At 71.1% G+C, this 13440-nt stretch carries 15 protein-coding genes and 1 riboswitch; of the genes, 4 read left to right on the forward strand and 11 right to left on the reverse strand.

Annotated elements, in window-relative coordinates:
• From O7626_RS32435 to O7626_RS32450, 4 genes are all read right to left on the reverse strand, one after another.
• Positions 1–933: an ABC transporter substrate-binding protein gene (locus O7626_RS32435; protein ID WP_278064811.1), complete on the reverse strand. Its 933-nt coding sequence runs from the start codon at positions 931–933 to the stop codon at positions 1–3.
• Between the two features lie 108 nt (positions 934–1041).
• Positions 1042–1141: riboswitch (cobalamin riboswitch) on the reverse strand.
• Between the two features lie 86 nt (positions 1142–1227).
• A complete protein-coding gene (locus tag O7626_RS32440; protein ID WP_278064812.1) occupies positions 1228–1656 on the reverse strand; it encodes a nuclear transport factor 2 family protein in 429 nt (142 codons plus the stop codon).
• The gene (locus tag O7626_RS32445) at positions 1653–2123 is read right to left on the reverse strand and encodes an SRPBCC domain-containing protein (protein ID WP_278064813.1); all 471 of its coding nucleotides are present in this window, start codon (positions 2121–2123) and stop codon (positions 1653–1655) included. Before O7626_RS32445 ends, O7626_RS32440 begins: the two co-directional genes overlap by 4 nt.
• A complete protein-coding gene (locus tag O7626_RS32450; protein WP_278064814.1) occupies positions 2120–2512 on the reverse strand; it encodes a metalloregulator ArsR/SmtB family transcription factor in 393 nt (130 codons plus the stop codon). Before O7626_RS32450 ends, O7626_RS32445 begins: the two co-directional genes overlap by 4 nt.
• Positions 2513–2615: 103 nt before the next feature.
• Here O7626_RS32450 and recQ point away from each other — a divergent pair, with 103 nt between their 5' ends.
• The gene (gene recQ, locus O7626_RS32455) at positions 2616–4610 is read left to right on the forward strand and encodes a DNA helicase RecQ (RefSeq protein WP_278064815.1); all 1995 of its coding nucleotides are present in this window, start codon (positions 2616–2618) and stop codon (positions 4608–4610) included.
• Positions 4611–4640: 30 nt separating this feature from the next.
• On the opposite strand, the gene O7626_RS32460 is transcribed toward recQ, so the two are convergent.
• The 3 genes from O7626_RS32460 to O7626_RS32470 are packed head-to-tail and all read right to left on the reverse strand — an operon-like array spanning position 4641 to position 6791.
• On the reverse strand, positions 4641–5327 hold the full coding sequence (locus O7626_RS32460; RefSeq protein ID WP_278064816.1) for a hypothetical protein: 687 nt from the start codon (positions 5325–5327) through the stop codon (positions 4641–4643).
• Between the two features lie 33 nt (positions 5328–5360).
• Positions 5361–6473 (reverse strand): hypothetical protein, encoded by a 1113-nt coding sequence (locus O7626_RS32465; RefSeq protein ID WP_278064817.1) that lies wholly within the window; start codon positions 6471–6473, stop codon positions 5361–5363.
• Positions 6474–6485: 12 nt separating this feature from the next.
• The gene (locus tag O7626_RS32470; protein WP_278064818.1) at positions 6486–6791 is read right to left on the reverse strand and encodes a hypothetical protein; all 306 of its coding nucleotides are present in this window, start codon (positions 6789–6791) and stop codon (positions 6486–6488) included.
• A 189-nt stretch (positions 6792–6980) separates the two neighbouring features.
• Between O7626_RS32470 and O7626_RS32475 the strand changes: the two genes are divergently transcribed.
• Both O7626_RS32475 and O7626_RS32480 read left to right on the forward strand, forming a co-directional pair.
• Complete coding sequence (locus O7626_RS32475) at positions 6981–7283, forward strand: hypothetical protein (RefSeq protein ID WP_278064819.1); 303 nt, start codon at positions 6981–6983, stop codon at positions 7281–7283.
• 30 nt (positions 7284–7313) lie between these two features.
• On the forward strand, positions 7314–7664 hold the full coding sequence (locus tag O7626_RS32480) for a hypothetical protein (RefSeq protein ID WP_278064820.1): 351 nt from the start codon (positions 7314–7316) through the stop codon (positions 7662–7664).
• Positions 7665–7739: 75 nt separating this feature from the next.
• On the opposite strand, the gene O7626_RS32485 is transcribed toward O7626_RS32480, so the two are convergent.
• Entirely contained in the window at positions 7740–9653 is a 1914-nt protein-coding gene (locus O7626_RS32485; protein WP_278064821.1) for a M14 family zinc carboxypeptidase, read from the reverse strand.
• A 209-nt stretch (positions 9654–9862) separates the two neighbouring features.
• On the opposite strand from O7626_RS32485, the gene O7626_RS32490 reads away from it, so the two are divergent.
• Positions 9863–11221, forward strand: a complete 1359-nt coding sequence (locus tag O7626_RS32490; protein ID WP_278064822.1) for a C39 family peptidase — start codon at positions 9863–9865, stop codon at positions 11219–11221.
• 109 nt (positions 11222–11330) lie between these two features.
• Here the strand turns inward: O7626_RS32490 and O7626_RS32495 are convergent, their stop codons facing one another.
• From O7626_RS32495 to O7626_RS32505, 3 genes are read right to left on the reverse strand one after another with little or no spacing between them, the layout of a single operon-like run.
• On the reverse strand, positions 11331–11702 hold the full coding sequence (locus tag O7626_RS32495; protein WP_278064823.1) for a DUF4229 domain-containing protein: 372 nt from the start codon (positions 11700–11702) through the stop codon (positions 11331–11333).
• A 14-nt stretch (positions 11703–11716) separates the two neighbouring features.
• Complete coding sequence (locus tag O7626_RS32500; protein WP_278064824.1) at positions 11717–12145, reverse strand: hypothetical protein; 429 nt, start codon at positions 12143–12145, stop codon at positions 11717–11719.
• A gap of 53 nt (positions 12146–12198) precedes the next feature.
• Positions 12199–13389, reverse strand: a complete 1191-nt coding sequence (locus O7626_RS32505; RefSeq protein WP_278064825.1) for an aminofutalosine synthase MqnE — start codon at positions 13387–13389, stop codon at positions 12199–12201.
• Between the last annotated feature and the right edge of the window lie 51 nt (positions 13390–13440).

Genomic DNA, 13440 nt, shown 5'->3' on the forward strand with positions numbered 1-13440 from the left:
TCAAGCGGGTACCTTGGCGACCGCGTCCACGATCGCCCGGAGCAGGTCGACGACCCGGGGACCCCAGCGGGACGCGATGTCGTCATCGAGCGCGACGACCTGGTTGTTCTTCACCGCGGTCAGCCCGGACCAGCCCTTGCGGGCCGCGACCGTCTGCGGGGACTGCTGGCAGCACTTGGTGTCGGCCAGGAAGACCAGGTCCGGGTCGGCCTTGATGATCGCTTCCTCGGCGAGCTGCGGATAGCCGCCCTTCGCGCCGTTCGCGTCGGCCGGGTCGGCGATGTTCTCCAGCCCGACCATCCCGAAGAGCGAACCGACGAACGTCTTGCTGGTCGCCGAGTAGTACTCCGGGCCGAGTTCGTAGAAGTAGGTCAGCTTCTCCGACCGCTGCGGCAGGTCCCCGACCAGCTTCCCGATGTCGTCCTTCAGCCGGCCGACCAGGTCGGCCGCCTCGGTCGGGTGCCCGGTGAGGGTGCCGAGGTCGGTGATCTGCCGGTACGTGTCGTCGAGCGTCGTCGCCGCCGGTGCCAGGTAGTGCGGGATCTTCAACTGGCCGAGCTGGTCCACGATCTTGTTCAGGTCGTTGGTCAGGACCACCAGGTCGGGGTTCTTCGCCGCGATCGCCTCGGCGTTCGGGGTGAAGGCGGACAGCTCGCTCTTCGGCGCCTCGGCCGGATGGTTCGAGTTGTCGTCGACGGCGGTGACCTGGCTGCCGGCGCCGATCGCGAAGAGCATCTCGGTGGCGGTCGGCCCGAGCACGACGATCTTCTCGGGGCGCTTGTCGAGGGTGAGCGGGCCGACCGTCACCGGATAGCTGGCACCGCTCGCGCCGGGGCTCGGGGCCGGGCCGGGGTCGTCGGCGACGCAGCCGGCCAGGGCCAGGGCCGCGCTGGCCAGCAGCGCCGCCAGCAGCCGGGGGGTACGTCGGGTCATTCGGTCCTCCTGTCAGCCGAGGTCTGGTGCTCCGCCGACAGGTGCTGCTGCCCCCGCCCACGGGGCGCCCTTCCTCGAAGGCGCTTTCCGGGACCGCGCCGCAGGCGACCTGGCTGATCCCCCGCCGCACCACTCGACGCCGCCTGCGGCGGTGAGCGGGTCTGCGGGTGGCATCACAGTTGCGGGACAGCGCCGGTTTCGCACCGGCTTCGCTGCGGGGTGGTCGGGGAAACGGTAGCGCATCCGAGCCGTGACCCGGCAGTGGCATGGCGCTGCCGCCGTCGTTCGCCCAGCTCAGCGTTGCGTGCTGAGCCCACCGGTAGCCGGGTCGAACGGGAAGGAGACGTGCTGGTGGACCATCTGCCACCGCCCGTCGACCTTCTGGAACACCCGCGTCCCGCGCGACCAGGTCTCGACGGGCTGGCCGCCGGGCTCCTGGACCCGCATCCGGTTGAGTCCCCAGGTGACGGCGACGTCGTCCCGGACCAGCACCTCCAGGTCCGGGATGTCCCACCGGAACTCGCCCCGGGCCAGTTCGAAGCCCTGCCGGCAGACCTCCCGGACCGCGTCCGCGCCCCGGTGGACCTGCGGCGCCGCGTGCTCGTACGAGACCACGTCGGGGGCGATCTTCGTCATCACCGCGTCGAGGTCCTTGGCGGCCGAGTCCCGGAACCACTCCGCGAACTCCCGGCGGATCTCCTGCTCGGCATCGGTGTCGGTCATCTGCTCTCCTTTCCGGTGGGCACCTCGGCGAGGTGCGTGTCGAGCTTGTCGAAGCAGCCCCGCCAGCCGTCGGCCACGGCGTCGCGTACGGCCACGGACTCGAAGCCGGTCTGCTCGAAGGTCATCTCGGTCTTGCCGTCCCGGTCGGCGAGCAGCACCGTCACCAGGGTCTCCAGCGTGGTGTTGCCGTCGGCGTCGACCTGGGCCAGCGTCAGCACCAGCCGCCCGGGCGGTACGACCTCGCGGAACTCGCCGTACTCCCGGTAGGTCCCGCCGCGCGCGGAGCGGTACTCGACCTGCCACCGCCCGCCGGGCCGGGCGTCCACCTCGCACCGGGTCACCTCGAAGCCCGGCGGGGCGAACCAGGTGCCGACCTCCTCGGCCCGGGTCCAGGTCCGGAAGACCAGTTCCCGGGGTGCGTCGAAGGCGCGGACGATCGGGATGCGGTGTCTGTCTGCTGTCGTCACGGTTTCCTGCTCTCCTCGTCTTCGTCGGCGGCTTCCCCGGCACCGTCTGCCCTACCGTCGGCACCGTCCGCCTGGAGGCGGGCCAGCCGCTCGTCGAGCTGGTCGAACCGGTGCTGCCAGAGCCGCCGGTACGCCCCGAGCCAGGTGTCGATGTCGGCCAGCGGCTCGGCCCGGATCCGGCTCGGCCGGCGCTGCGCGTCCCGGGCCCGGGTGACCAGGCCGGCCGCCTCCAACACGGCGACGTGCTTGGAGACCGCGCGGGGGGTCATCGCGAACGGCTCGGCGAGGTCGGTGACCGAGGCGTCGCCGTGCAGCAGGCGGTCCAGGACCGCCCGTCGGGTCGGGTCGGCGAGCGCCGCGAAGACCGTGCTGAGCGTGTCCCGCCCCATTTGGCACCTCCTAGTTCCGGAACTAATTGGTACCGTAAGACTTTTCCACAGCCCGCGTCAAGCGGTCGGCCTCGCGTCGGGCGGGGCTCGTAGAATCCGCCGGATGGCCCTCCCCACCGAGCAGCGCACCGACGACCGGCCCGCCGCCGCCCAGCGGATCGACGAACAGCCGGCCGTCGAGCAGGCGGCCGTCGAGCAGGCGGCCGTCGAGCAGGCGAGCGCCGACCAGCCGGCCGTCGAGCAGGCGAGCGCCGAGCAGGCGAGCGGCGAGCGGAAGGCCGGCGACGCGCTCGACGTGCTGCGCCGGGTCTTCGGCTACGACAGCTTCAGGGGCGAACAACGCGAGATCATCGACCAGGTGGTCGGCGGCGGCGGCGACGCGCTGGTGCTGATGCCGACTGGCGGCGGCAAGTCGCTCTGCTACCAGATCCCCGCCCTGGTCCGGCCCGGGGTCGGGGTGGTCGTCTCACCGCTGATCGCGCTGATGCAGGACCAGGTCGACGCCCTCACCACCCTCGGGGTACGCGCCGGTTTCCTCAACTCGACCCAGGACCTCGACGCCCGCCGCGCGGTCGAGGCGGCCTTCCTCGGCGGCGACCTCGACCTGCTCTACCTGGCCCCCGAGGCGCTCCGCTCGGAGTACGTGCTCCGGCTGCTCGACCGGGGCCGGATCGCGCTCTTCGCGATCGACGAGGCGCACTGCGTCGCCCAGTGGGGCCACGACTTCCGCCCCGACTATCTCGCCCTGTCGATGTTGCACGAGCGGTGGCCGGCGGTGCCCCGGATCGCGCTGACCGCCACCGCCACCCCGGAGACGCACGCCGAGATCGCGGCCCGGCTCAACCTCCGCGACGCCCGGCACTTCGTCGCCAGCTTCGACCGGCCGAACATCCAGTACCGGATCGTGCCGAAGCGGGAGCCGAAGAAGCAGCTCCTCGACCTGCTCCGCACCGAGCATCCCGGTGACGCCGGCATCGTCTACTGCCTCTCCCGGGCCTCGGTGGAGAAGACCGCCGAGTTCCTGGTCCAGCAGGGCATCCCGGCATTGCCGTACCACGCCGGGCTGGACGCGCCGACCCGGGCCGCCAACCAGCATCGGTTCCTCCGCGAGGACGGGCTGGTGATGGTCGCCACGATCGCCTTCGGGATGGGCATCGACAAACCGGACGTACGCTTCGTCGCCCACCTCGACCTGCCGAAGTCGATCGAGGGTTACTACCAGGAGACCGGCCGGGCCGGTCGGGACGGGCTGCCCTCGACCGCCTGGCTGGCGTACGGGCTCTCCGACGTGGTGCAGCAGCGGAAGCTGATCGAGACCTCCGACGGCGACGCCGCCCGGCGCCGGGTGCTCGGCGCGCACCTCGACGCCATGCTGGCGCTCTGCGAGACGGTCCGCTGCCGCCGGGTGCAGTTGCTGGCATACTTCGGCCAGCAGGGCGAGCCGTGCGGCAACTGCGACACCTGCCTGACCCCGCCGGAGTCCTGGGACGGCACCGTCGCGGCGCAGAAGCTGCTCTCCACGGTGCTGCGCCTGCACCGCGAGCGCGACCAGCGGTTCGGCGCCGGCCAGTCCATCGACATCCTGCTCGGCCGGCGGACCGACAAGGTGACCCAGCACCGGCACGACACGCTCAGCGTCTTCGGCGTCGGCACCGAGTTGACCGAGTCCGAGTGGCGTGGGGTGGTCCGGCAACTGCTCGCCCAGGGGCTGCTGGCGGTCGAGGGCGACTACGGCACGCTCGTGCTCACCGAGACCAGCGGCGACGTGCTCGGCAAACGCCGCGAGGTGCTGATGCGCCGGGAGGCGCCCCGGGCCGGGTCGACCGGCCGGGCCGGCAAGCCGCGCGCCGCCGGGACCGCCGCCGCCGTCGCGCTGGCGCCGGAGGCGGAACCGGTCTTCGAGCGGCTCCGGGCCTGGCGCGCGGCCACCGCCAAGGAGCAGGGCGTACCCGCGTACGTCATCTTCCACGACGCGACGCTGCGGCAGATCGCGGCCGAGCCGCCGACGACGCTCGCCGAGCTGTCCCAGGTCAACGGGGTCGGGGAGAACAAGCTGGCGAAGTACGGGCAGCAGATCCTGGAGACCCTGGCGGGGTGAGCCGGCGCATCGGTGGCAGCGGCGGCCGGTTCAGGCCGGCAGCAGCAGCGAGCCGATCTCCTTGCCCTCCAGGACGCACTTCACGCTCCACATGTCGGCCGCCGGCACCACGTGCACGGGCTTGCCGGACTGCCGGGCCAGGTCGAGCGCGGCGGCGTCCATCACCCGCAGGTTCCGCTCCAGCGCGGCGGAGGCGCTGATCTCGCGCAGGAAGACCGCACCCGGGTCGCTGGCCGGGTCGGCGCTGTAGATCCCGTCCACTCCGTACTTGACCATCACGACCGCGTCGGCGCCGGTGTCGATCGCGGCGTGCACCGCCGGTACGTCGGTGGAGAAGCCGGAGACGCCCATCCCGCCGGCCAGCAGCACCGTGTGGCCCGAGCGCAGCGCCTCGACGACCTCGTCCCGCAGGTACTGCCGGCCGATGCCGGCGCAGGGTCCCCGGGAGAAGACCTGGGTCGGCACGTCGAGCCCGTTCAGCAGCCCCTCCAGCAGCAGTGCGTTGATCCCGGTGGCCAGCATCCCCACCGTGTCGGCCCGGCCGCGTTCCAGCTGCCAGTCCGCGCCACGGTCACCCCGGAAGATGTTCCCGCCGCCGACCACGACGGTCACCGACACCCCCATGGTGTGTACGGCGGCCAGCGACAGCGCGACGTCGCGCAGCCGGGCCGGTTCCAGCGCCTGCCCGGACCCGAGCGACTCACCACTGATCTTCACGACAATGCGGTTGTAGCGGAGGTCTTCCATCTGTCATGCCGCCCTTGCGTCCGGCCCGGACCAGAGATCCTGGGCAACTTTCCACACCACGTCGAGGGGTTCGTCCTGGCCCGACGGCCCGGATTCGGAGCGCGCCCGGAAGATGCCGGTCACCGCGAGCAGGTTGTGCGAGCCGGCACTGAAGTCGTACAGGTGGAAGCTCTTGTTCAGCCAGGCGAGTTTCTGCGACTCGGCCCGGAGTCCGTGCACGATCATCGCCGACTGTCGGACCAGTCGGCTGGAGAGGCACTTGAGTCCGTAGTCCAGGTCCGGCACCTCGATGTACTGGAACGGCCGCAGCTTCCGCCAGTCCGGGTAGCAGCGGTTGAGGAAGTCGAAGGCGGGCCCGCCGTGCGGGGTGAGGAAGGTGGTGCCGTTGTCGATCACTTCTTTGACCGTGACCGGGCGGCGGTAGCCGAGGTCCTCGACCGAAAGCATCCGCGGCACGTCGATCTCCAGCGGGATCACCTCGATCCGGTCGTTCCACTGTGCCACCGTGCCGATCCGGGGCTCCTGCTCGGTCGACATCAGCGTCGAGAGCAGGCAGATGTGCTCACCGGAGCGCTGGCCGAGCGCGGTGAGGTCGATCTCCGCCGTACGCCGGGGCAGCGGGATCACGTCGAAGCCCCGGTTTGCCGGCAGTGCGTCGTTGAGGTCGTGCAGGTAGCCGAGGCAGTTGGAGGTGCAGAGGATCGGCAACCGCTTGGTGGCGGCGGCCGCTGCCCGGATGGCCGCCAGGGTGGCCTCGGTGATCGGTTCGAGCAGGTCGACGAAGACCTCGCCGGCCGGGGTGAGCCGGTAGTTCTTGTGTCCCGGCGGCCGGTCGATGATCCGGACGTGCTGGGTGAGCCAGAACGCCTCGTCGATCTCGCGCAGGACCTTGGAGACCGTACGCTCGTCCCGGCCGAAGACGTTTGCCACGTGCTTGAACGAACGCTCCTGGTGGTCGTCGGAACGCAGCGACCGGAGCATCTCGATCAGCTCGTAGCTCAGCTTCGCCAGGACCGGGTCGAGTTCGGACATCGTCAGCTCCGCTTTCGCGACGGGGTGGGTGCCGTGGTGTCCGGCGGCGACCGCGTTGTCGCCCCCGGACATCCGGCTGGACACGGCGTTCCTCGGCTACTGGCCGGGACGGCGGAAGTAGAAGTACGCGACCGCGGCGGCCGAGGCGCCGAGTCCGGCCACCACGGCAGCGACCAGTTGCTCGGCGAACCTGCCCGTCAGTCCCCCGACCACGACGAGCACCGAGACGATCCAGTATCCGAGATAGCAGACCAGGGCCAGCCGGTTGCGGGTCTGGACCGTGTCCGGGGTCCGACTGATCGCCAGGTCGTCCGGCAGGTTGGTGATCAGATAGGAGGGTCGACTCTCGACAGGATCCTGAGCCGGCTCCTCCCCTTCCGGGTTGGGTAGGTATTCGGCCACGGCGCGCTCCTCGATGGGGTTGCATGCCATGTTCCGTGATCCGGAAGAGGCTTACAATAGCGAGATAGTGCAGTCATGACGCTCAGTGCACATTCCTTGCGGTTACTCGACCGCAATACCTCGCACCTATACCGTCCAATGCGGTACATCTACTTGCCGAAGTAGTACCTATGCCGTAGCGTCCGAGCCATGAACCAAGCGGCGGAAGACACCCCCGGCAACGGCGCTGACCGCGCTCGTGCACGCCCCTCCACCGGCTCGTCGCGGCAGGTCAACCGGCCTGAGCGGAGCAAGATCAGCATCTCGCTGACCGGTAGTGCCGCCGCCAGCGTCGAGGAGATGGCCGACCAGCACCGGGTCTCGGACGGCGAGGTCGTCCGGCGCGCGGTCGCGGTCTTCAAGTTCCTCAACGACGAAATCTCCCGGGGGGCGGTGCTCAAGATCCAGACTCCGGACGGCCAGTCCGACCGGATCCAGATCCTCTACACCTGATCCGGGGCTTCCACACGGGAGGCCGGTCACATGATCACCCTTAGTACCACCCGAGAGGCGGGCTGGCAGCACGCCCTCGCCGAACTCCTCGACCGGGCCAACCACGAACGGCTGCCGTTGATCGCCTGGATCATCCGCAGCGCCGACGGCGTCCTGATCGGACGCTGCTGCGCCACCGACCCCGACCAGCGCCGCGCCGACTGGGAGACCTGGTGCCGCGCGCTCGGCGCGGTCGCCCAACCCCCGCAGCGGTACGGCGACTCGGTGCAGTTACGCGCCGCCGTACCCCGGGTCGGAGGTCTCAGCGGCATAGAAATTGTCATTTCGGCGGTCTGTCCGGATGCGAGCCCCGAGCGGGAATTCACCCTCGACTCGCCCTAGGCAATCCACCACCCACCGGACTGCCGGAGCCCCGCCGACACGTCGCCGCGTCCGGCGGGGCCCCGGGTCGCGCCGCTACGAACTCGTGATGGTCACGTTGTCGATCGCCGCCTCCACCAGGCTGGCCCCGGAGGTGTCGGCCGCCTGCACCAGCAGCCGGACCGACTGCCCGGCGTACCCCGACAGGTTGGCGGTGGCCACCGCCCAGCTTCCGTTGCGGTTGCTGGCCGCACCGGCCTGGTTTACCAGCTGGGTCGTCCCACCACTGTGCACCACGCTGACCCGCAGGTAGTCCGCGGACGAGGAGTTCGACCCGTGCGCCAGATACCAGGCCAGGGAGAGCGTCAACGTGCCGCTGCCGGGCAGCGTGATCGCCGGCGACTGTGCCGTGGTCACCCCGCCGTCGACGTCGTGGTCACCGGCCCCCGAGCCGGCCAGCCGGCCGGTGACCAGGTCGTTGCTGCCGGCGTACGGGGCGAGCTGCTTGGCCCCGCTGGAGGTGGTCGGCTGGGCGGTGCCCCGTTCCCACGCCCCCGAGGTGGCGGTGTCGGTACCGGCCGGGTTGACCGTCCAGCCGGTCGCCGTCTCGAAGGTGTCCGACCAGACCGTGGTGCCGCCGCCGGTGCCGCAGTACGTCGCCTCGAGCCCGGCCACCCGGTACGGGCAGTCGGCGTACTCGCTGAGGATCAGTACCGCCTCGCGGTTGCGGGAGGTCTGCGCCGGGATCACCTCGTCGGGCGGGTAGAAACCGCCGCCGCCGGACGAGCCCGGGTACATCTCGAAGGTGTACGCGAAGATGTTGTGGGTGCCCCACATCCAGTCGATGCTGTCCCCGTCGGTGATGTAGAGGTCGCTGGACTGTTCCGGGGTGTAGCCGTTGGTGGCCGCCATCTGCTGGCCGAGGGTGCGGAAGGTCCGCTCCTGGTCGGCGTTCAGCCCCGGCCCGGTGTTCGCGGTCGTGTAGCCGTACGGCCAGAGCACGAGTTGCGAGTAGGTGTGGAAGTCGATGTTCACCTTGATCTGCTGGGTGCCGCCGACGACCCGGCTGTTGACGAAGTCGCGCAGCCGGGAGGTCTCCGGCGCGGAGAACGCCGACGGGCCCCGGTAGGTCTCCGAGGAGGTCGAGCCGGAGGAGCCGCCGCAGCAGCCCCAGTTGTAGGCCCAGTTCCGGTTCAGGTCGGTGCCGACGTACGACGAGCCGCTGTTCGGCTGCCGGTTCTTCCGCCAGGACCGGTAGGAGCCGGTGGCGATGTCGTACTCGCTGCCGTCCGGGTTGACGGTCGGGACGATCCAGATCTCCCGGCTGTTGACGATGTTCGTGATCCGGGAGTCCGAGCCGTAGTTGTCGGTGAAGAGGTTGAGCAGGTAGATCGCCATCTCGACGGTCAGGTGCTCGCGGGCGTGTTGCTGCGAGTTGAACAGGATCTCCGGCTCGTTCTCGTCGGTGCCGACGTTGTCGGAGATCTTGATGACCGGCAGGTCGCGTCCCTCGTAGGAGGTGCCCATGCTGGACCGGCGGGCGATGCTCGGATGGTCGGCGACCACCTGGTTGATCACCGCGGTCAGCTCGGCGTAGTTGTGGTAGGCCGAGTCGGCCGGCGGGAAGTCGAGCACGCCGACGTCGCCGTCGTGCTGGTGCTGGCCCCGGTCCGGCGGTGCCGGTACGGCGGCCACCTGGAAGCCGAGCGCGGTGATCGCCTTGACCTCGGCCGGGGTCGCGGTGACGTAGAGCGCACCGTGCTCGACGTAGTCGATGCTGGTGCCGGTGGCGGCCACCGCGTTGCGGTCGGCCAGGGTCCGCGGACCGGTCACCCGGTACTCGGCGCTGGTGGCGGTCTCCGCCTCGGCCCGGTCCGGTTGGGCGCTGGCGGTGCCGGCCGTCGGGCCGACGGTGGCCACGACGAGTCCGAGCACGACGGTGCCGGCGAGGGCGCCGGCCCTGGCCCGGTGCCGGATCGACGGCCCGGACTTCCAGGTGCGGAAGGGCATGTAAACCTCCTGGGGGTAGGGAGGACTCCGCTGGGTAGTGCACACTGCACCATCCGTACCATGGTCATATCAATATTGATCACTGGACGTCCCATGCCAGATCGCCCCTCCTCTCGGCAAAGATTTTCTTGGCCTGAACATCTGGCGAAAATTCCTGACGGGCGGAATAGTGGCGGCAGGACCCCGACCTTCGTCCCCGCGGAGCATCGATGGCCAGTTCCCCCGCCCCGATCAGCCGACGCACCTTCACCCTCGCCGGCCTCTCCACGCTGGCCCTGCTCGGCACCGGCCTGCCGGCCCGAGCCGGCACGGCAGCCGGCCGCCCCCGCCCGGTACGGCACGACGAGCAGATCACCTGGCAGGAGTTCTCCGGTTACGCCGACTGGCGGCGCGGCGCCCACCAGGGCACCGTCGCGCTCCCCGGGCTGCGCGCCGGAATCACCATGCTGCGCCCGGCCGGCACCACCGAATACACCGACCCGCACACCGGCACCACCCGCGAATGGGCGTACGCCACCTGGACCTCCCCGGTCGTCCCGGTCGGGTTCGACGCCAGCGAACTCGTCGCCTCGTGGAACGCCGACACCCCGGCCGGCACCTGGATCCAGGTCGAACTCCAGGGCACCTACAACACCGGCGCGCTGACCCCGTGGTACGTCCTGGGCCGGTGGGCCGCCGGAGACCAGGACATCCGGCGGACCAGCGTGAACCGGCAGGGCGACCCGTACTCGACGATCTGGACCGACACGTTCTCCATCGACGACGTGGCGGCCGGAGTGCTGCTGCGGGCCTACCAGCTCCGGCTGACCCTCTACCGTGCGCCGGGAAGCCGCCGGGCACCCCGGGTCCGGCTGCTCGGCGCGATGAGTTCACTGGTGCCGGACCGGTTCACCGTGACGCCGAGTGCCGGCCGGATCGCCTGGGGCCGCGAACTGGCCGTGCCGCGCCACTCGCAGAACATCCACGCCGGCCACTACCCGGAGTACGACGGCGGCGGCCAGGCCTGGTGCTCGCCGACCTCCACCACGATGGTCCTGGAGTACTGGGGCAAGCGGCCCACCCTCCGGGAAACCTCCTGGGTCGACCCCAGCTATCCGGACCCGGCGGTGAACCACGCCGCCCGGATGACCTACGACTACGCGTACTCCGGCTGCGGCAACTGGCCGTTCAACACCGCGTACGCCGCCTCGTACGGGCTGGACGCCAAGGTGACCCGGCTGCACTCGCTGGACGAGCTGGAGCACTTCGTCGCCGCCGGCATGCCCGTGGTGACCAGTCAGTCCTTCCTGGCCGAGGAGCTGGAGGGAGCCAACTACGGCACCTCGGGGCACCTCTTCGTGGTGGTCGGCTTCACCGCCGACGGCGACGTGGTGGTGAACGACCCGGCCTCGTCGAGCAACGACGCGGTGCGCAACGTCTACCGGCGGGACCAGTTCGAGCAGATCTGGCTGCGGACCAAGCGGACCAACGCCAGCGGCGGGGTCTCCGGCGGGTCGGGCGGGATCGCGTACCTGGTCAAGCCGGCCTGGAAGCCCTGGCCGAGGCTGCCCGGCTCGACCAACTGGTAGCCGCACCACCTCCGACAGCCTCCCGCCCCGAGCCACCCTGGGGAGGATCACCGGCCCCGTACCCGGCCAGCGACGTCCGGGCACGGGGCCGGTGCCGTACCCGTCGGGCCTACACCTTGTCCGTCGGCTTCCCGGTGTCCGTCTGCTTGCCGCTGTCCGTCGGCTTTCCGGTGTCCGTCGGCTTTCCGGTGTCCGTCGACTTGCCGGTGTCCGTCGACTTGCCCGGCTTGGTCGGCTTGTCGTCGCCGGCCAGCGCGGCGCGCAGCCGCTCCTTCTCCGCCCTGCGCTTCTCGGCCGACCCGGCCAACTGCCGGGCCATCTCGTCCCGCCAGCCGCGCAGCAGGAAGAAGGCCAGCGCGGCGGAGAACGCCACCGCCAGCATGAGCTTGAGGAAGAGGTTCATCTCGACCGGCCAGAGCGCGAGGGCGACCGCCAGGAACAGCCCGATCCGGCCCAGCGTGTACTTCACCGCGGGACTCATCCGTACATCTCCGATCAGCTCGTCCGGCCGGCGAGCCAACGGACGCCGACAAACCAGACCAACGCGTACGCGATGGCGAAGACCGCCGCGCCCAGCCCGCCGGAGACCAGCGGCGGGGTCGACGCGGCCAGCCCGGCGGCGAGCAGTCCGGCGGCGATCCCGACGGCCGCGGCCACCAGCGCCGCCGCGACCCGGGCCGGACCGAACCGCCAGGCCCGGAACTCCTCGACGAAGATCCAGGCCGGCAGCACCAGCGCCAGCCACCCGCTGGCCCGACCGAACTCGCCCAACCCGAGCAGCGAGAAGCCGAAATCGAAGACGAGCAGGGCCAGCATCCCGACCACCACCCCGACCAGGGCGACGCCGAGCAGGTCGGCGAGCACCATGATCCGCCCCTGGTCGTCCCGACGGGGAAAGGGCGGCCGTTCGCTTCGCTCGCTCATGACCTGTCGAGGGTACGTGAGCGGTCCGCGAACCTCCTCGTCCGGCGGTCGGATCAGGCCCAGACCTGCTGCGGCTCGGAACGGCGCTCCGCCAGACTCGGCGGCGCGTCGTACTCGCGCAGCACCGCGTACCGGCTGTCCCGCTCGACCGGGCGGAAGTCGGCCTCCCAGACCAGCTGGAGCAGCTCGTCCCGGGAGAGCGGGTCGGCCGTGCCGGACCCGCCGGTGGCCCGCTGGTCCGCCGGGGCGGCGGTCAGGTCGTCCACCCCGAAGTTGAGTGCGAGCTGCGCGACGGACGGCCCCTGCGCCGCCCAGCAGCAGCGCAGGTGCGGCACGTTGTCGAAGAGCAGCCGGGACACCGCGAAGGTCTTCAGCGACTCCGCCGGGGACGCCGACCAGGCCGAGGAGGCTGCCTCGCCGGCTGATGAGGCCGCGTCCCCTGCGGAGGAGGCCGCTTCCCCGGCCGGCCGCCCCGCTCCGGACCCGTGCGCCGGCCCCGCCGGCTCGGGGAAGCGCAGCGGCAGGAAGCTGGTGAAGCCGCCGGTCTCGTCCTGCAACTCGCGCAGCCGCAGTACGTGGTCGACCCGGTGCCGGGGCTCCTCGCCGCGACCGAAGCGCATCGTCGCCGGGATGCCGAGCCCGCGGGCCTGGGCGAGCCGGTGGATCCGGGACCAGTCCGCCCACGAGCAGTCGTCGACGCCGAGCCGGCGGCGGGCCTCCGGGTCGAAGATCTCCGCCCCGCCACCGGTCAGCGACACCAGTCCGGCCGCGACGAGTTCGTCGAGCAGTTCTCCGGCCGGCAGCCCGGTGGTCTGCTCCAGCCGGCACAGTTCGGTGACTGCGAACCCGGTCAGCCGTACGCCGGGCAGCGCCGCCGCCAGCGCGCGCAGCAGCTCCGGGTAGTGCCGCCAGGGCAGCGCGGGATGCACCGGGGCGACCAGCTCCAACTCGGTGACGCCGTCGACGGCCAGGCCGGTGGCGCGACGCACGGCCTCGTCCCGTTCCCGCTCCCCGGTGGCGTCCTGATCCGGTCGGCTGGGCGCATCGGGGTCGGTCGGTCGCAGTTGCCGGTTCCCGACGAACAGCACCCGCTCGGCACCCGCCGACCCGGTACGCCGGTGGTGCGCCAGCCGGCCGAGCCAGACCAGGTCGTCGCTGGCGTACAGCGCCTCGCCGTCGGCACGGTCGAGCCGCACCCCGGCATAGACCTTCTCTTCCAGCTCACGCTTGCGTCCGGCGTCCATCGCAGCACGTCCCTCCAGGCACGATCGGCATGACGAGCCTACGTGGACCGC

Source organism: Micromonospora sp. WMMD1102, assembly GCF_029626265.1.
Taxonomy (GTDB): domain Bacteria; phylum Actinomycetota; class Actinomycetes; order Mycobacteriales; family Micromonosporaceae; genus Plantactinospora.